This window comes from Streptomyces sp. NPDC045956, from assembly GCF_056430705.1.
In genome coordinates this window covers 1-17,426 of sequence record NZ_JBWKKZ010000005.1, presented here as the reverse complement: position 1 = coordinate 17,426, position 17,426 = coordinate 1, and the positions used below count along the sequence as shown (strand labels likewise).

Below are 17,426 nucleotides of genomic sequence, written 5' to 3'. Positions count from 1 at the left end.
GGATCGATCGGGTGGCTCTGTTCACGAGGACGGGCACTGGCTCAACTCCTGTGACGTGAACCCGTGAACCGGATTGTCGTGAACGTTCGGGGATATGCGAGAAGGGAACCAGCCGAAGGGGACAGGAGGACCTCATGCAAGGTGGCATGACGCCTCTGAGGAATCGCTACCTCGCTGCGTGCTTCATCGTCGTCATGTACCTGTTGGTGGGCGCCCTGTTGGCCGGCTTGTTCGCTGCGGCGCTCTCGACCAGCGGCGTGTGGGCAGGAGCGGCAGCTCTCATGGGCGGGTCTCTTGGGGTCGCCTTCGGTGCGTGGCGTCTCCGACGGACGCCCGAGGATGAACGCGCCGACGACCACATCTACTAGGCAGGCACAGGGCCGTCGTGGAACGTGCGCCCGCGTCACACAACTCGTGCCAGAACCCGTTCTCGTGAACAGAGCCAATCGGGCGACGGCCGTGGAAGCCATCCCGGGTGACCTGGACACTGCCGGACGTGATGCTCACCGCGGCCGCACCCGGTCCCGACCCGCCCCTGCTTCCTTGCGTCGGCACCGCTGCGCCGCTTCTGGGGACCGACCAGGCCGTGCCCCCCCTGTCATATGGTCGGCGGTGCGCGGCGCGGCTCCTACGGCGTGACGGACGGCAGCGGTGACAGTCCCCCGACCAGGGCGCGGGCGGCGGCGAGTTCCTCGCGGGCGGCCTGCTCGGCAATCTCCAGGTAGGCGTAGGCGTCATCCCCCACCGGGACACGCAACGGGGTGGGCACGTCGGCGCCGACGATGGCGAGGATCCGGGCGGCGAAGTCCTGGGGCCGTCCGGTGGCGGGGTCGCCCGCCATGCCGCGCACCGCGTCCAGGGTTTCGGCGGTGACCGCGGCGTACTCAGGCAGCCGGCGGCCCGACTCGGCGAGCGAGGTCCCGTAACGGGTGGCGAAACCGCCGGGCTCCACCACGGTGACTCGCACGCCCTGGCCGCCCACCTCCGCGGCCAGCGCCTGACTCATACCCTCCAGGGCGTACTTCCCGGCGACGTACGCGCCCAGCCCGGGGAACGCCATCCGGCCCGCCAGGGAGGAGACGTTGACGATGTGCCCGAATCCCTGGGCGCGCATGAGCGGCAGGACCAGGCGGACCAGCCGCCAGGGGCCCACGACCAGGGTCTCCAGCTGGTCGCGCAGCTCGACGTCGGAGACCTCCTCGACCGCGCCGAACAGGCCGGCGCCCGCGTTGTTCACGAGGACGTCGACCCCGCCCAGGCGGTCGGCGGCGGTGCGGACGGCATCCTCGCACTGGGCGGCGTCGCGCAGTTCCAGCGGGAGGGGGACGATCCGTCCGGGCCAGGCAGCGGCCAGGTCGTCCAGGGCGGCGGTGTCGCGCGCGGTGACCGCCACTTCGTGCCCCTCCCGCGCCGCCGCCTCGGCCAGCGCCCGGCCCAGTCCCGAGGAGCACCCCGTCACCAGCCAACGTCGCCCCATCGCTGCCTCCCGCACGCTCTCGACGGCCCTCGCCTCCATGGCGCCGGTCCTGGCCCACTCCCATGGTTGGCGCGAGAGCGCCGACGGTCATCCCCTCACGCGGGGGCGCTCCGGTGCATGCCGGGGGCGTTCGACAGCGTCAGGGGCCTGCGCCCCGGGGCCGCCGATCGTTCTGGCGACTCCCGGCATGGCGTTGCTGAGACGGTGAAGGTGCGGTGGTCGAGGAGCCCACACAGTCCTTGCTTGCGGTAGGCCAGGCGCATGCGCTGCACCGTGGTGCGCGACACCCGGCCACAGCCCAGCGCGGTCAGCTCCTCGGCCTTGGCCTGCTCGCGCCGGGCCGGCGTGTGCCGCTGTGGGTCGTAGTGCGGTCGTAGGGTCCCTTCGCCGCCGGGCCCGCCGGGCTGCCCGCATTCGGCTTCCCGCACGTGCCGCCGCCAGGCCGGTGCCTTCTCGCGCGCCGCGGCGGGAGCGGTCTCGAACAGGCCGCACTGCGCGGCTGCTTGGGGCGCGTCGGCCCCGATGACGGTGAAGCCGGATGGAAGACGCAGGGGAGGACCTTGTGCAGCCGCTGCACCTCGCTGCCGACGGGACGCAGTCGGCTCTGGTCGACGACGATCCCCGCGTCGAGTCCGGAGGCGTTGATCAGTGCCGTGGCGAGGTCGCCGATGGAGATTTGCTGCCCGGTGCCGAGGCTGACGCTGTGGCCGGGGGCGCGGTCGCAGGCGGCCAGGGTCAGGGAGCCGCGGGCTGGGCAAAGGCCGGCGATCCGTTGCATCGTCAGGCCGGGCAGCCCATGTCCCGGGCGACCGCCAACGGCAGGGCCCCGATCGAGGCCGGCTGGTCGACCACGACCAGTACCGTCCCGTGCTCGCCTCAGCTTGGCGAACAGCTCGCGGAGCGTGGGCTCGGTGTTAGCCGGTGCCCTTCAGCAGTGGTCTGTTCAGCAGTGGTCTGTCGACGCCTCCGGGCCTGGTGACACCCCCCGGATCATCAACAACAGGAGGAGCCGGATCCTTCGGGGTCCGTCTCGGGCACTACGTGACGTCCGCCGCTACGTGACATCCGCTCCTGCGTGACGTCCGCCGGGCGGCTTCAGGCGGCGGCCTGTTCCACCGCGGCCCGCCCACGCACCACGCGCCGTCCGCGCGCGAGCACGGTGGCTCCCGGATTGCCCACGTTCCAGGCCGCGCCCTTGCAGATGAGCTCCTTGTAGCGCGCCGCCGTCCGGCCGGTCAGGACCCGCTCCACCGAGGTGTCGTCGGCGGTCACGAACTGGATCAGGCCGTCCCCGCGCCCCAGCGAGATGCACTGGTTGAAGTAGCGCAGCGGCACCTTGGGCTGCTTGCGACCGGTCAGCTCCGACACGATCGCGTCCGCGGCCTGCCAGGCCATCGGAATGCCGGTGGCGCAGGACATCCGCAGCGCCTTGTCGTTGGCGCCCATCGCGTAGCCCGCGTCGCCGACCGCGTACACGTCCGGGTGCGAGACCGAGCGCATCATCGCGTCGACCACGATCTGGCCGCCCTCGGTGACCTGAAGACCGCTGGCCCCGGCGATCGGGTGGGTGGCGAAGCCGGTGGTCCACACGGTCACGTCGGCCGCGATCGCCTCACCGTCCGCGGTCTTCACCTGGTCCGCCTCGACGGCGGCGACGGCGGTGTGCTCGTAGGCGGTGATGCCGAGCCGGCCGAAGACCTTGCGCAGGTGCGCGGCGCCCTTGCGGCTCAGCCAGTCACCCAGCTCACCGCGGGCGGCGAGGGCGACGTCGAGGTCGGGGCGGGTCTCGGCGATCTCGGTCACAGCCTCGATGCCGGTGAGCCCGCCGCCGACGACCAGGACCTTCCGGCCGGGCGTGAGCGATGCGAGCCGCGTCCGCAGCCGCAGCGCACCGGTCCGGCTCGCCACCTCGTGGGCGTGCTCGACGGCGCCCTGCGCGCCGTGGTCGTTCCAGCGGCTGCCGAGGGCGTAGACGAGCGTGTCGTACCCGAGCTCCTCCTCGCCCGCCGCACCGGTTGCGGTCACGGCCTTGCGGTCCACGTCCACCCCGGTCACCTTCGCGATCTTCAGTTCCACACCGGAGCCGGCGAAGATCGCGTCGAAGGGGCGGTCCTTGAGGTCTTGGCCGACGGCCAGCTGGTGGTTGCGGACCCGCTCGACGAAGTCCGGCTGGTCGTTGACGAGGGTGAGGTCGACATCCTCGCGGTGCAGCCGTTTGACGAGGCGGCCTGCCGCGGCCGCTCCGGCGTAGCCGGCTCCGAGGACGACGATGCGGTGCTTGCGGATCGCGGTCATGTTCCTGCCCCTGCCTGTCAGTCCCCGAGCCCTCGGATCGGGGTCCCTCTTCGCGGTTACGCCCCTTGAACCGGGCAGCCCCCGGATTCCTGACAGACAGAGAAAGTGACCTGCGTCACACCGCCTCGGGTGCGGTCACCAGGCCTCCAGGACCAGCGGTTCACCGTGCTCCGACGCGGCCCAGGAATCCGTGACCCGCTCCAGCTTGTCCGGGTTGACCTGACTGCGGACGGCGACGATGCCTTCCTCGGTGCGCTCCAGGCACATGACCCCGAAAACCCGCCCCTCGACCACGACGACGAGGGCCGGGGAGCCGTTGGCCGTGGTGGCGTAGGCCTGTGGCGCGCCGCCGAGCAGGCGGCGCTTGCTGTCGGCGGGCTTGAACATCCCGCGCAGGAAGGTGGCCACGGCCAGGGCACCCTCGAACGGCGTGGCCTTCGCCGGGACCTTCCCGCCGCCGTCACCGATCGCGATGGCGTCCGAGGTCAGGAGCTTCACGAGCGGCTCGGTCCGCCCGCTGGTCGCGGCCGCGAGGAACTCCTCGACGATCCGCTTCGCCGCCGCCTTGTCGATCTCGGTGCGCGTCTTGCCGCCCTTCTCCTCCGCGAGGCGCTTCCTCGCCCGGCTGAACGTCTGCTGGCTGGCGGCCTCGCTGATCTCGAGGATCTCGGCGATCTCCCGGTGCCCGTACGCGAAGGCCTCCTTGAGCACGTACACCGCGCGCTCGTTGGGGGAGAGCCGCTCCATGAGCGTCAGGACGGCGTACGAGACCGACTCACGCTGCTCGGCCGTGTCCGCCGGGCCGAGCATCGGATCGCCTTCGAGCAGCGGCTCGGGCAGCCACTGCCCGACGTAGGTCTCTCGCCGCGCGCGAGCCGAGGTCAACTGGTTGAGGCAGAGGTTGGTGAGCACCTTGGTCAGCCAGGCCTCGGGAACCTCGATCCGCTCGACATCGGCCGCCTGCCAGCGCAGATACGTCTCCTGCACGAGGTCCTCGGCCTCGCCTGCGGAACCGAGCATGCGGTAGGCGATGGCTTCCAGGCGCGGGCGCGCGGCCTCGAAGCGGTCCACATCGGTCATCGTCAGCGGCATGGCACCCGATCCTAACGACGCGGCTGGACACGCACCCGTAAGCGGACCTGGACAGGTGCTTGCGCGGGCTTGTGCGGTGGCTTGTGCGCGGGCTGCTTGTTTCCCCTCCTGGATGGCTGTTCGCCGCGGATCGAGGGGCCAGGTCCACCAGGCCTAGCAGCGCTGGCCCCGCGGAACACCCCACGCCTGACGTGCCGCCGAACCGGGGGAGGAAGCGGCGGATTCCTACGGTTCCGCCTGCTGCGGTACGTCACCACCAGGCACGAGCTCGGCGGCCGCCTGTTCCAGTTCCTGCTGGCGAAGCTCGCCGCCCTCGATCAGGTACGTGTCGGGCAGGGGCCGTGCAGGCAGCCCCCAGGTGCGGGCGCGGGTTCGTACACCGATGTCGCGGCCGACGAGGACCACCTGCGCGGGAGCGACGGCCCGGTGCAGACGCAGCGCTGAGGCCACCAACTCGTCGTCCGGCACAGCAAGGCGGGCGTGCCCGGGCTCATCGGCCGCGACGAACACGGGGTTCCGTCGTCCGCGATCGACTTTTGGGCTCCTGCTTCCAGGACCGACCACAGCAGCCGGAACACGCCGCGCGCCCGCCCGAGATCTTCTTCTCCCCGGTCTGGTAGCTCTTGGTGTCGATCTCCTCGACCACGAGGTGCGGCACCATGACCGCGGCGCCCTTCCCGGACACCTTCTGCCAGGAGACCTTGCCGAACCGCGTGAAGTGCAGCGTGGTGTTCGTGTCCAGCACCGCGTACCGGACGGCACCGCCGCGCCCGTACCGCTCCTGCACGGCACGCACCCGGTTGGCCACGGATCAGAAGTAGTCGCGGAGCTCGGAGAGTTCCACGTACATCATCAGCCGGGCCTCGTTCAGCGGCGCGGTGAGGATCGCCCGGTAGCGGCCTGCGCGGAGCTGTCCCGCGATTTCCCGGTCGCTGAACCGCCGGTTGAGCTCCTCGGTGGTTTTCCAGGTCCACTCGTCGTATCGCGTGCGCACGGCCCGCATCTCGGCCTCGGCATCCGCGCCCGTTTTCATGTGGGGGGGGGTCCGAATGGAGACGTCGTTGAGGCTCCCGGCCACGAGATCGTTATCCAGGAAATTGATGGCGTCGGTGCGGGTCGTTCCGGCTCTCAGCATGCCCTTGTTCTCTCCCCCGGGGCGGTGCTCGGCGCGCCTCGTCCCCGCCCATCCCGCCGGCGCTGATTACGTCCGATGCGAGTTCCGATTCCTGTATGCGGTGGCCTGCTCCCTCCGGGCGGGGCGCCGCGCCCAAGACCTCTCGATGTCGTTGTCCAGGTGCCGTTCAGCAGGAAGCGGGTGACGGCTTCGGCGACCGGAAGCGTCTCCACCGCGTGAGCCGGCATGGACGCGAAGACGGACAGGACGGCGAGGAAGGCGGCGGCCAAGCCGCGCAGCACAGACGTGACATGAGCTGTTGACAGCGGCGGGGGAGAGGCGCGATCAGCGGTTCGCCGAGTGCGCCGCCCGTGACAGTGCAACGGTCATACCGGCCCCCTTCACCCCGGCAGGACTGCTCTGCCGCCTCCAGTCCCGTCTCAAGTTGCGGCGACAACGCGGCGACAATGTCACTGGCCGCTTCAATTGCGCTGATTGCTCACATCGTGCTCAGAAAACACACCTGTGCTGGCTGTGTACATGCCGTCACGTCTAGTGTTCGGGACACTCGATCGCCACGGGGGCGATCCACCAGGAACTGGTGGCTTCATGAGTAGAGCCCGCATATCCACAAAAATGCCGGCCCTTACCTGCCTGACTGCCCTCGCCGGACTGACCGCCGGCGGCACCGCAGTCGCTGAGGAGCCGTCACCGACGGCCACCGACACCACCGTCGTCGAGACTGCTCCGCCGCCGGAGCCCGAGGAAACCGACCTCATTGAGGGCGCTCCCACCGGCGAGGCCCCTGCGCCAACGACCCGCACCTGATGCCACCGCGGGAGATGACGAGATCGACCTGCCGACGTCCAAGCCGAGCGACACCCTGGACGCGAGGCCCTGCGAACCGGGCTACCGGTACACGCCCACCAACAAGGACAAGGACTACCACAACGGCGTTGGCGCCGAGCAGGCCAACTACAACGGCACCTCGCGCACCGCGAGATCCACCTTCACCTCCGAGGTAACCGGAAAGGTCGGCATCTCTTACACCGGCGAGCTGAAAGCCGGAGCCTCGGTCGTAGTCGCCGAGATCGAAGGCAAGTTCAGCGTCAACGTCGCCGTGGAACTCACGGCGAAGCTGGGCAACACCATCGCCGTCAACACTCCCTCGAAGCGGACCACCCACGCCCGCTACGGCGTCTACCGGCTCAAGTCCTACGGCTACAACCAGTACGTGTACGCCAACTGCACCAAGGACGTGAAGAAGAACGTGACCATCTACACGCCCCGCCGGACCGGCTGGGTGCTGTGGGAAACCAAGTGACGGTCCGCCGCAGGACAGCGGCGCCGGCCCTTCTGCTGCTGGCCCTGGCGGCAGCAGGCTGTACCTCCGGCAACGAGACGGACGACGCGGCCACGCCTGCGGCACCCAGGACGTCGGGCCCACCGACCAGCCCGCACAGCGCTACGCTCACACCGCCCGCGCTCGATCCTGAGGCCGGTGAAGACACAGCGGGCCAGCGCGGCGAAACTCGCGGCAATGCGAGCTTCTCCTACGACGCGGGTCCCCGGGGCAAGGCGCTCATCGTCGCGGTCAGTTGCCGGGGCACGGGCACCGTGAAGGTCTCGCTGCCCGTACTGGGAACGGACTTTCCGCTCGAGTGCAGCACAGCAGAGCCCGCCGTGACCTACAACCAACTCGTCATGAACGCCGCCCACAAGGCCGGCACCGTGGCAGTCACGGCCCCCTCGACCGTCACCTGGGCCCTCACCATCGGACGCGGCAACGCCGCCGAACAGGAACCCCCCACAACGGGATGACGTCCGCCAGCAACCCGGCCCCGCGACGGCCAGTCCACACCACGAGGGCTGGCCGTCACCGTGACTGGCTGGCTACTGAGTGCTTCGTCAGTTCTATGGTGTCTGGGGATGAACGGTCAGGCCGGTGTGGGCGAGGAAGGACCATGGGAGTTGCTCGCTGCGGCAGACTCGCCGGATGCCGCGTTCGGCGACATCGGCGAGGTGGTCGCCGGCGAGGTGGGCCAGCTCGCGTGCCGTGACCGCCGCACTCGCGGAAGTCCTGGCGCCGGCGGTGGGCGGGCATCCGTGGGCGGGCCGCACGTTCACCGCCGGCTGGGGTACGCGCGATGTCCTGGACGTCACGCTCGTTGACCCGCAGCTGGTGGTGGAGGCAGCGGTCGACGTCGCCCGGGACGGGGCCGGCCGGTGGCCCCACCCCGTACGCCTTCACCGTCCTCGCCTCGACCTGCCCCCGGACTCTGTGCCGCTGTTCGGCATGTGACCTCGTTCCCCGCGGTGCAGGTCCCTACGGACTGCGCAGAGGTGGCTCGGAATGTGCGCACTGTGCAGGGCGTGGGCGGTCTGCACCATCCGGCCGTTGAGGCTGCACAACGCTGTGACCTGCATGATCGGTCTGTGGTCGGGGCTGCACAGTCCATGGTCGGGGTCTCTGCAGGCCACGGTCGGGGCTGCGCAATGGCCCGGTCCCGCAGACACCGTGCCGCTGTTCACTGCGCGGTGCAGCGTAGACCTGTCGCCGCCGGGCCTCTCTGTCCGACAACCAATCGATTGTCTTCGGCCTTCAGCAGCAAGCCGGTAAGCCAGCTCAGGCGGTGGGGGTCGGCTCCTCGTCGGCGCGGCCGCCGGCTCCGAGGGCCCGCCGCGGGGCCGGGGCCGTCGCCGACGGGCCTCCGACCACTCCCCGGGCGCGCAGCTCGGCAACGTCCGGGAGACGGACGCCAGGCAGTGCGTCGATCAGGTCGGCCTGGGCGGCGCGGATGGTGCGCGCTGACTGAGGGCCGGAGCCAAGGGTGCGGCGGGCTGTCACGCGGTCATCGTACGGGCGGGCTCACGGCTGGCCGCGCTCGATCCAGAAACAGAGCGGGTGGCGTCGCCGCCAGCTCTTCTCCTGCATGCCCAGGTGGGGCCGTGCCGGGCGGGGGCGCGGGCACGTAGTCGTGGAGGCGGGCGTACGCACCGAGCTTCGCGGCGAGGCGTTCGGGGCCCATGGTGGCGCCGTCGACTTCGACGAACGCCCGCGCACCCACACCTACGCGTACGGACCCACCGGCCTGCCCCGCACCACACCGACCGAGGCCGTCCCCCAGCCGTACCGCTACGCGGGCGCCTACGCCGACCCGACCGGCCTGTACAAGATGGGCCATCGCTACTACGACCCCACCCTCGGCCGCTTCACCCAGCCCGACCCGTCGGGGCAGGAAACCAACCCCTACCTCTACGCCGGTGGTGACCCTGTCAGTATGACCGACCCGAGCGGCCTCGATACGGAAGCGTGCGTCAAGGACACAGCGCTGCTGGTGGGCGGTACTTTGGGGGCTGGCGGTGCCGCCGCGGCCAGTCCCTTCACCGCGGGCGCCAGTCTTGGCCTTGCGGGTGCGTCCATCGGCGCCGTGGTCTCGGGCTACAACGCTACTCAGTCCTGCCCCAGCTGGGTCACGAGGGGCGGGTATGGCGTAGTGGAAGAACTTGCCGATACTCCTGCTGGCGGACTCCTCGGAGGTCTTCTGCCATGAGTGCACGGGCGTATCTCTTCTTGGCGTCGCTCGTCTGTCTCCTGGTCGCGCTAGTCGTCTCTGTCATGTCGGAGAACGTGGCCTACGCCGTCGTGAGCGGGGTAGCTGCGGTCATTGTCCTGATCGCGCTGATCCGCATGGATCGAAGTAGATAGCTGTCCGCCCATTTGGTGCCCAGGCCGCCTCACGAACATGTGAGGCGGCCTGGGCACCATCCTGCGGAGCGCGATGGTGCGCGGCCCGGCGGTGAGGCAGCGGGCTCGTACAGGCCGATGACGGCATCGACGTCAACATCATCGACCGCTGACCGAAGCTCGGACCGCTCACCGTGTCCGCCGCCGAAGCCACCCGGCTCATGCCCGAGGTGCTCCTGTGGGACCTGCCCCGCCTGCCGCAACACCACCCGCGGCAGACCCCGCCGACGCCCCCGACGCGCTACTGGCTGACCGCGGCTACGACCACGACAAGTACCGCCGCCTGCTCTGGCAGCGAGGGATCCGCCCCGTGATCGCTGAACGGGGCGAGCCGCACGGCACTGGCCTGATCACTTACCGCCATGTCCAGCGCCTTTGTCAGGACCTCTGAGCCTCGGAGCGATCCCGACGGCCGGCCGGCCGGGCAGGCAGCAACCACTGCGAAGCCCTCAACTCGTCGTCGATCCGGGCATAGAGTGCAGTCGCGAGGGTGTCCAGATCTGTCTTCACACACTGACCGTGGACGCCCTCGCGTCATGTCCGCAGGCGATCCGGTGATCCGGGCTGTCCCCAGCGCGGTGACTATAGGTCGCGGTCCATCCGCAGGGCCTGGATGAGCCAGGAGTACACCGGGACCAGGCTCGGTACTACCTGCCAGCCGTTGACGATCCAGACCAGCCTCCAATACCGGTCAACCTTGGGATCGTGCGCTTCTTCGAACCTCCGGGCCATCCAGTACCGGAACTCCTTGTCAGCAGAGTGTCCGAACACCTCGCTGAAGCGTTCCACAAGGTCGTCGATGACGGGTGCAGCCCTGTCGGTGAGTGGGTCAATGCCGGACTCCATAGCTTCGGTCACCTGCTGACGTGTAAAGGTCATCAGTTCCTCGCCGACCTCGGTCTCAATGGCGGGCGTATGCCCGACGGCCTGGTGCAAGGCCATTCGGCGCATCCGGGTCCGGAACGCGTCGTCGCTGACCAACTCGGCGATTTCTACCCAGGCGGCGACCTGCTCGCTGGAGGGGTCGTCGGGGAGATCGGGAGCGGCAGCACGAACCATGGCTGCCGCGGCCAGGTCGGCATCCACCGTGCCGAATGTGCCCTCCACGAAGTCGTCAATCAAGCGCCGTCGCTCCTCGACGGACAGCTGCGTGAGCCTGTGCATGAGCGTGATCTCCTCGGGATCGGAACCGCGTCCAGCTACGACTCGCAGAACACTCCGACGCAGTTGCAGCACCCGGATCTGGACGTCGATGGCCTCGACGTGCGCAGCCGCGACTTCCGCCACCGAGAGCTCCCGGTCCATGACCCGCTGAATCGTGGCCAGGTCGATGCCCAGCTCACGCAGGGTGCGCAGGAGTTCCAGGCGACGCAGTGCGTCGACGTCGTAGAGCCGATAGCCGGCGGGACTTCGAGTCGTCGGCGCGACCACCCCCGAATCGGAGTAGAACCGGATGGTCCTCACAGACAAGCCGGTCCGCCGGGACAGCTCCCCGATCGAGTAGAGGGTCGTCGCGTCCATGCCCCCTACCCTGCTGTCTCCAGTCACTGGAGACTCAAGGCTATTCCACAGCTGGGCCCCGGCCGAGGCACTCCAAGTCGCCGGGCACGCGTCACGCCGTTTCCACAGACAGCCCGGACGGTGGGCTGCCTTACACACGCGGCGCAAGCCATGGAACCGACAGGTGCCACCGCTCACAGGGCCTACGGCTACAAGCCCTTGGACTCATTCATCTGGAGAGCGCGTCCTGTCACGGCAGGCAGCCTCTGGCCCCCTCCCCGTTGGGCCAGGGGCTGCTGAAGCCACCGGACCTCGCGTGCGGGCTTCGGTGTATCAGGTCCAGCGCATGCCGATCGCGGACAGCAGGTCCACCCGCTCCGGGGCCAGCGCCGCGGCCCTGCTCCGCCAGTTCCCGACCCATGCCCCCAGCTTGTCCTCCCGGACGTGCCCGTCCTCGCCCACGGTCCACTCGATGCGCTTCCGCGGTACCTGGAGGTGTCCCTTGCGCTCGTAGAACTGCTTCGCGGCGGCGTAGTTCATGGCCCACTTGTCGGCCTGTCGTGGATGGAGCCGCCGCTGCGGGTGACGCAGACCCAGCGGCCGGCGTAGTTGCGCTTCTCGTGGACACGGGCGGTGCGGTCGGAGTTGTTGCGGATCGAGCTGCCGCGGTCGGGGATCGGGTCTGGGCGTGGCCCTGCTCCCGCCCGCGTACGTCGCGGGCCTGGCCGGGATGGCCACGATCGAAGTCACGGACGCACCGGCCCGCGCCGAGTACGTGATCTGCTGCCGGGAGAGCCGCACCCCGGCGACCGCCGCCTTCCTGGAGCTGCTGGGCATCGAGGAGGAGTGACCGGCCGGGCCCCGTCCGGGGACCGTCTGTTCTTCCCCTCCCGGCCACGGTTTCATGGACATCGGATCATCCTGCGGACACGGCTACGGGCTGCCGAAACGTACGGGGCCGTCATCACTGGAAGGCATGTTTCCATGCGAGTGCGAGTAAAAGACTTCGATCACATGGTGCTCAACGTGCGCGACGTCGAGCGTTCCCTGGAGTTCTACTGCGGCTCACTCGGCCTGGAACCGGTTCGCGTGGACGAATGGCGGGCCGGTAAGGCCCCGTTCCCGCCGGCACGGGTCAGTCCCACCCTGATCATCGATCTGTTCAACCGCCCGCGCACCGAGTCGAACGTCGACCACTTCTGTCTGAGCGTCGAGCCGCTGGACTGGCAGGCGGTCATCGCCTCGGGCGAGTTCACCGTGCTGGAAGGCCCCGTCGGCCGCTACGGCGCCCGAGGCGACGCGCAGTCGATCTACATCGAGGACCCGGACGGCAACACCGTCGAGCTGCGCTGGTACCCACAGGACGTGCGGGACTGACGGGCCCCGAGGGGGTGCCGGGTGCTCCTCGCGCCCCGTGGCTTGCGGTGAATCTCCAGCGTCGCCGTCGAGCGGTTGAGCGTGATGTAGTACAGCCCCGGCGCCCCCTCCGCAAGGAGCCGCTCCGCCATGGCGGTGGCGTACTCGACGCCGATGCGAAACCCGCCCGCGGGGTTGTCGGACGCGGCGTCCAGGCGGTAGGCCGGTTCCTCAGGGAAGGCCGCGCCGCTGAGCTGCGCGAAGCGGGCGAACTGGCGTACGTTGGTGGCAGGCATGATTTCGGGGATGATCGGGGTGTCACAGCCCGCGGCGGCCACCCGGTCACGGAGCCGCAGGTAGTCCTCGATGCGGAAGAACATTTGGCGGCCGACGCCCCGCTCAACCCGCATCAAGCCTGTCGCCTACGTCCAGCGCATCCCGATGGCGGACAGCTGCTCCATCCGCTCCGGCGTCAGGGTCGCGGCCCGGCTGCGCTGGTTCCCGATCCAGGCCCCCAGCTTGTGCTCCCGTTCCTTCTGGCCATCGCCGACGACGATCGTCTCGACGTGCTTCCTGGGGACCTGGAGGTGCCCTTCGCGCTCGTAGAACTGTTTGGCAGCCTGGTAGTGCATCGCCCACTTGTCGGCCTGCGTGCGGCGCGGCGGCGGCTTCTCGTCCTCGGTAGCGGGCTCGATCCCGAGGACCTGCTCGCACATCCACTGCTGGACGGTCGTGAGCTGATCCCAGCCGAGCCGGACCCACTGCACCCACCGCCCGAGGTCCTCGCCCTGGCGGACGATGCCGCCCACCTCGGTGGGCAGCGCCTCACCGGCGTCCAGGTGCATCCGCACGAGGTGGAAGCACCGCTGCCAGGAAACCGGCCACGCGGGGCACCATGCGGGGTCGATGTCCTCCAACTGCTCGCGTCGCCCCTCCGACAGTGCCCCGGCCGACGACTGAACCGGCAGCCCCTCGGCACGCCGCTGCTCGATCTCCCGCGCCTTACGGGCGGCAGCCCGCGCGTTCTTCAGGAAGATGCCCACTTTCGCGCCCTGGTAGGTGGCGTCCAGCGGGGCCAGAAGGTGACCGTGTTCGGCAGCCCACCCGCGCGCGGCGGACAGGCCTTCTTCCCACGCGACGTCGTAGTGCGACCAGATCATGCCGAGCTTATCCAGCTGCGCGACGCGGTCCTCGTCCAGACGGCCGCGGGCGTAGAACCGGCGGGCGTCGGCGGTCCACTGCCCGAGCGGGAACCCGGCGAGCGCGGCCGGCCACCCCGCACCTTCCTCCCCCTGCTCCCGGCCGTCGACGGCGGGCACCCGGAACGTGAACGGCACACGGAGGTCGCCGTGCTCGCGGGCGTAGATGACGGCGGCCTCCACGCCGCGCCGCCAGTGTTCGCGCTCGGGGTTGAGGACACGCAGGTTGATGAACACGGCGAGCTGCGCAGGGTCACGGGGAGCGGAAAACTTCAACAGTTCCCGGGCGGGCACCGACAACCGGTCGCTTCGGTCGCTCGCGCCTCCCTCGCCCTCCTCGCTGCCCGAGAGACTCCGCACGCCCCGGACGCTGCTTTGTGCCTGCTGCTCGGCGAGCTGCTCCACGACGCGGGCGTCGTGCGCCCGCAGCGCCTCCAGCAGCTTGGCCAGCCCGCCGAAGGCCCGGGAGGTGAGCATGTTGTCGGACGTCTCGCCCGGCCCGAGCAGCACCGGCACCACCAGGCTCGCCACCTTGCCCTCGCCCGGCTGCATCCGCAGCGCCCGGCCCACGGCCTGGACCAGGTCCGGCATCGAGCCGCGCACGTCGGCCCAGTACACGGAGTCGCAGTTCTTGGTGTCGACGCCCTCGCCCAGGACTTTCACCGAGCTGAGGTAGCACTTCTCCACCACGGTGCCGTCCGTGGCGGTCCCGGCCGAGAACTCCCCGAGGAGCCGACGGCGGTGGAGCGGCTTGTGGTCGCCGCACAGCCAGTCCGCCCAGATCGTCTTCGGGTACAGCTCCGGGTCGCTGGCGTGCAGCTGCGCGGCGACGTCGGGAAGGCCGGCCGCGAACGCCTCGGCCTCGCGGACCTGGTGGTGGAAGACCAGCGTCCTGCGGAAGCCCTCCTCCGCCGACGCCTTCACCAGGGCGGTCTGCAGGGCGGCGAGCCGCGCCCCGCGGACTTCGGCCGAGCGGCCTTCGGCGCCCAGGAGCTGCGCGGCCTGGAGCTGAGTGTCGGTGACGTCCACGCATACGACCTGGTAGGGGGCACAGATTCCCCGGTCGATGGCCTCCGAGAGCGTCAGGGTGAAGCAGCGGCTGCCGAAGGGGCCCTCGGGGTCGTCTTCCATGCTCGCCACCAGCTCGCCCGGTGCGCCGGCCGCGTCGTCGTCCCCGAGCTGCCACAGCCGGGGCGTGGCCGTCATGTACAGACGGCGCAGGGACGGGATCTTCTGGTTGTCATGGACGACCGCCCACGGCTTCCCGATCCGGCCCGAAACGCGGTGGGCCTCGTCCACCACGATCAGGTCCCAGGCCGCGAGGCCCCCGGCGTGCGCCCGCTCCAGTGTCCCCAGTCCGAGGCTGGCGTACGTGGCGTACACGGTCACCCTCTCCAGGCCCTGCGTCCACTCCACCAGCTTGTCCACGTCCGTGGTGTTGGGGAAGGACACCTCCTCACCCCGCAGCGAGGACACCCCGATTACCGGCCCCCGGCGGCCCCCCTCACGCCACGCGGCCTCGGTCTGGGCGAGCAGGTCCAGTGAGGGCACGAGGACGAGAACACGGTTCGCGTGGAGCTCTTCGGCGCTGCGGGCAGCGACTAGGGTCTTTCCGGATCCGGTCGCCATGACCACCTGCGTCCGAAGCCCTCGCTCGGGCACACGCGATCTTGCAGACAATTCGAGGGCTCGAAGTACCGAGTCTACGGCTTCCCGCTGGTGAGACCGGAGTTCCTTCACGGTCTTCTCGCCTTCCTTCTCATGGCTGTGTCCGCACGGTGCGCCGTGGAAAGCTGCATGTAGATGTACATCCTTGGCAGCAGCGATGCCACGGACAGCCAGCGCACAGAAAATCGGGGCACGGCGAGTCGGAGGCGAGAACAATGCTATCAGTGCTGCCAAAACTTTCCAGAGTCCATCCGCAATAGAGAATGAAGCATGGGTGCACTACCGTGCAGAGGGGGACCCGGGAGCGAACTAGCTGTCGACGGGTAACCGAAGCCTATGAGTCAGTTCAGATGGCGAGGCCAGTATCCGCTCCCGGCGTGGACAGTGAGAATCATCCGGTTCGGGCGCTGGTTCCACGCAGCATGTGCGGTGCTGTGGTGCCTACTGCTGATCGACACGATCGAGGGCGATGAAGGCCAGGCAGCGATCGTGCGGGCGACCGCGTGCACCGTCATGTTTCTGATCTTCCTTCTCGGCACTCTTCGGACCCTCCGCCGTCACCGGCAGGAAGAGGCGATGCAGCTCCGGCGCTAGCGGTCGGCGCCCCTCGCGTGAGAGATGGTGGTTGAAGCGTCCGCTGTCTGGGGGTAGCCGATAGGCATGGCAGACCGTTCATATCCGTTACCCGAGAGTAAGGCCGAGACGCTGCGGACGATGCGGTGGGTGCAGCTCGCCGTGGCGGTGCTCATGCTGGTCTAATTCGGACTGGCATTGGGGCGGGGGGAGTACGGGCCCGCGGGGTTCAACCTGTGGTTCCCGGGGGCCTGCGCATTCATCTGGCCGGCCCTCGCGGCCCAGAGTTTCACCCGACTGAAACGCCATGAGGACGCGGTCCAGGCAGACGACGGGAGCTCTCTGTAGCTCGGCTCCGGTGCGGTGCTCGTTAGGCGCGTTCTGGGGTAGCCGAGGTGGCATGCGGGGACGCGATTGGTTGGCCGGGTGGTGGTCTCGACGGTGGGTGCGCTGGGTGGTCGTTGTGGCCATCTACGGGTCGGCCGCGGTGGTGTGGCGCACTGTTACAGGCAGAACATGGCTCGACGCGCTTGTCTTCGTGGTTCTCGTGGCCGTAGTAAACGTGGTGACGCAGTGGGTGGCGAGCCGGGCCAGGAGGAAAGCCGCAGCGCGCGACGGCTGAGTGAGCCAAGCCCTCACCTCCGTGCCCTTCTGCTCGGGCCGGACCGTTTGAGGCGCACAGTGCTCTGGATGCCATGAGTCGTTGTACTCATGCGTGGCGGTCTTCCCTCTCGTCACACTGTCTTGGCCGTGACAGACCATCAGGAGGAGCAGACGTGATGAATGCGCGTAGGACCGTAGCAGTGGTGTTGTTGGCGGCTTTCGGGGCGGTGGGCGCAGGGGCGGTGCCGGCCGCGGCGGATGGTGGTCTTCTTCCTCATCCCGGGCCTGAGGGTTTGGTGTGGGTGCCGGAGTGGACGGGGGACGGCGGGGTCGCGTCCGGTGGGGCATGGGAAGGGCTGTCGACCGTGCTCACGGTGGCCTGTGAAGGCGGAGGCAGTGTGGCGGTGACGATGGAATCGCAGCAGGCACGCGTGGCTGAGTTTTCGGTGGACTGTCCTGCCGGCAGTGCGGGTGTGGGCTCGGTGACCATGGATCCCGGGGGCGTGCAGCGAGGTTCCTTCACTGTGGGCGTTGACGCCTCAGATGACAGTGTCCGCTGGGCTCTGACTGTGACCCAGCCCGAGTAGAACCGCCTGGCCCCGGCCCCCTCTCCTCGCCGCCCGGGCCGCAGGCCCGTTGGCCGCACCGCGCAGCGGGGCCGGCCTTCCTGGCGCGCAGCGCCACGAGGTGGCTGGAGCGCAGCGGAGGCCACCTCGTCGGGGCCGCAGCCCCCGCGCTCCGGGAGCGCAGCGGACGGAGCGTCACCGGCCTGGCGCAGCCAGGCCGGTGAGCGGGATGCGC

Annotated in this window: 17 protein-coding genes and 5 pseudogenes; 8 read left to right on the top strand and 14 right to left on the bottom strand. The window is 69.5% G+C overall.

Annotation, left to right across the window (positions count from 1 at the left end; genetic code table 11):
- Nucleotides 1-628: 628 nt before the first annotated feature.
- The 7 genes and pseudogenes from AC07FV_RS14810 to AC07FV_RS14780 all read right to left on the bottom strand — a co-directional run bounded on the left by AC07FV_RS14810 (nt 629) and on the right by AC07FV_RS14780 (nt 5,999).
- A complete protein-coding gene (locus AC07FV_RS14810) occupies nt 629-1,477 on the bottom strand; it encodes an SDR family NAD(P)-dependent oxidoreductase (protein ID WP_479087400.1) in 849 nt (282 codons plus the stop codon).
- Between the two features lie 786 nt (nt 1,478-2,263).
- A pseudogene (locus tag AC07FV_RS14805) lies at nt 2,264-2,393 on the bottom strand (IS110 family transposase); the annotation flags it as partial.
- A gap of 179 nt (nt 2,394-2,572) precedes the next feature.
- A complete protein-coding gene (locus AC07FV_RS14800) occupies nt 2,573-3,772 on the bottom strand; it encodes an NAD(P)/FAD-dependent oxidoreductase (protein ID WP_479087398.1) in 1,200 nt (399 codons plus the stop codon).
- Between the two features lie 135 nt (nt 3,773-3,907).
- A complete protein-coding gene (gene sigJ, locus AC07FV_RS14795) occupies nt 3,908-4,864 on the bottom strand; it encodes an RNA polymerase sigma factor SigJ (RefSeq protein ID WP_479087396.1) in 957 nt (318 codons plus the stop codon).
- Nucleotides 4,865-5,089: 225 nt separating this feature from the next.
- A complete protein-coding gene (locus AC07FV_RS14790) occupies nt 5,090-5,314 on the bottom strand; it encodes a hypothetical protein (protein WP_479087395.1) in 225 nt (74 codons plus the stop codon).
- A 40-nt stretch (nt 5,315-5,354) separates the two neighbouring features.
- On the bottom strand, nt 5,355-5,672 hold the full coding sequence (locus AC07FV_RS14785; protein ID WP_479087394.1) for a hypothetical protein: 318 nt from the start codon (nt 5,670-5,672) through the stop codon (nt 5,355-5,357).
- A gap of 3 nt (nt 5,673-5,675) precedes the next feature.
- Complete coding sequence (locus AC07FV_RS14780; protein ID WP_479087393.1) at nt 5,676-5,999, bottom strand: hypothetical protein; 324 nt, start codon at nt 5,997-5,999, stop codon at nt 5,676-5,678.
- 757 nt (nt 6,000-6,756) lie between these two features.
- Here AC07FV_RS14780 and AC07FV_RS14775 point away from each other — a divergent pair.
- From AC07FV_RS14775 to AC07FV_RS14765, 3 genes are all read left to right on the top strand, one after another.
- Nucleotides 6,757-7,302: a hypothetical protein gene (locus AC07FV_RS14775; protein WP_479087392.1), complete on the top strand. Its 546-nt coding sequence runs from the start codon at nt 6,757-6,759 to the stop codon at nt 7,300-7,302.
- The gene (locus AC07FV_RS14770; RefSeq protein ID WP_479087390.1) at nt 7,299-7,799 is read left to right on the top strand and encodes a hypothetical protein; all 501 of its coding nucleotides are present in this window, start codon (nt 7,299-7,301) and stop codon (nt 7,797-7,799) included. Before AC07FV_RS14775 ends, AC07FV_RS14770 begins: the two co-directional genes overlap by 4 nt.
- Nucleotides 7,800-8,034: 235 nt before the next feature.
- On the top strand, nt 8,035-8,280 hold the full coding sequence (locus AC07FV_RS14765) for a hypothetical protein (protein WP_479087389.1): 246 nt from the start codon (nt 8,035-8,037) through the stop codon (nt 8,278-8,280).
- A 324-nt stretch (nt 8,281-8,604) separates the two neighbouring features.
- Here the strand turns inward: AC07FV_RS14765 and AC07FV_RS14760 are convergent, their stop codons facing one another.
- Nucleotides 8,605-8,826, bottom strand: coding sequence for a hypothetical protein (locus tag AC07FV_RS14760; protein ID WP_479087388.1), 222 nt, complete (start codon nt 8,824-8,826; stop codon nt 8,605-8,607).
- A gap of 130 nt (nt 8,827-8,956) precedes the next feature.
- On the opposite strand from AC07FV_RS14760, the gene AC07FV_RS14755 reads away from it, so the two are divergent.
- Nucleotides 8,957-9,532 (top strand): RHS repeat-associated core domain-containing protein, encoded by a 576-nt coding sequence (locus AC07FV_RS14755; protein WP_479087386.1) that lies wholly within the window; start codon nt 8,957-8,959, stop codon nt 9,530-9,532.
- 404 nt (nt 9,533-9,936) lie between these two features.
- Nucleotides 9,937-10,093 (top strand): annotated as a pseudogene (locus AC07FV_RS14750) (IS5/IS1182 family transposase); the annotation flags it as partial.
- A 47-nt stretch (nt 10,094-10,140) separates the two neighbouring features.
- On the opposite strand, the pseudogene AC07FV_RS14745 reads toward AC07FV_RS14750, so the two are convergent.
- The 4 genes and pseudogenes from AC07FV_RS14745 to AC07FV_RS14730 form a co-directional block, all read right to left on the bottom strand.
- A pseudogene (locus tag AC07FV_RS14745) lies at nt 10,141-10,236 on the bottom strand (IS982 family transposase); the annotation flags it as partial.
- Between the two features lie 72 nt (nt 10,237-10,308).
- The gene (locus AC07FV_RS14740; protein ID WP_479087385.1) at nt 10,309-11,247 is read right to left on the bottom strand and encodes a MerR family transcriptional regulator; all 939 of its coding nucleotides are present in this window, start codon (nt 11,245-11,247) and stop codon (nt 10,309-10,311) included.
- A 312-nt stretch (nt 11,248-11,559) separates the two neighbouring features.
- On the bottom strand, nt 11,560-11,817 hold the full coding sequence (locus AC07FV_RS14735; RefSeq protein ID WP_479088018.1) for a helicase associated domain-containing protein: 258 nt from the start codon (nt 11,815-11,817) through the stop codon (nt 11,560-11,562).
- Nucleotides 11,763-11,882, bottom strand: a complete 120-nt coding sequence (locus AC07FV_RS14730; RefSeq protein ID WP_479088016.1) for a hypothetical protein — start codon at nt 11,880-11,882, stop codon at nt 11,763-11,765. The genes AC07FV_RS14735 and AC07FV_RS14730 overlap by 55 nt, the downstream gene beginning before the upstream one ends.
- 17 nt (nt 11,883-11,899) lie before the next feature.
- On the opposite strand from AC07FV_RS14730, the pseudogene AC07FV_RS14725 reads away from it, so the two are divergent.
- Nucleotides 11,900-12,076 (top strand): annotated as a pseudogene (locus AC07FV_RS14725) (LysR family transcriptional regulator); the annotation flags it as partial.
- A gap of 164 nt (nt 12,077-12,240) precedes the next feature.
- Nucleotides 12,241-12,603, top strand: a complete 363-nt coding sequence (locus AC07FV_RS14720) for a VOC family protein (RefSeq protein ID WP_479087383.1) — start codon at nt 12,241-12,243, stop codon at nt 12,601-12,603.
- On the opposite strand, the pseudogene AC07FV_RS14715 reads toward AC07FV_RS14720, so the two are convergent.
- Nucleotides 12,537-12,965: pseudogene (locus AC07FV_RS14715) on the bottom strand (methylenetetrahydrofolate reductase); the annotation flags it as partial. The gene AC07FV_RS14720 and the pseudogene AC07FV_RS14715 overlap by 67 nt on opposite strands.
- Before the next feature lie 39 nt (nt 12,966-13,004).
- Nucleotides 13,005-15,521 (bottom strand): helicase associated domain-containing protein, encoded by a 2,517-nt coding sequence (locus tag AC07FV_RS14710; protein ID WP_479087382.1) that lies wholly within the window; start codon nt 15,519-15,521, stop codon nt 13,005-13,007.
- Nucleotides 15,522-15,785: 264 nt separating this feature from the next.
- On the opposite strand from AC07FV_RS14710, the gene AC07FV_RS14705 reads away from it, so the two are divergent.
- Nucleotides 15,786-16,043: a hypothetical protein gene (locus AC07FV_RS14705; RefSeq protein ID WP_479087381.1), complete on the top strand. Its 258-nt coding sequence runs from the start codon at nt 15,786-15,788 to the stop codon at nt 16,041-16,043.
- Nucleotides 16,044-17,426: the final 1,383 nt, after the last annotated feature.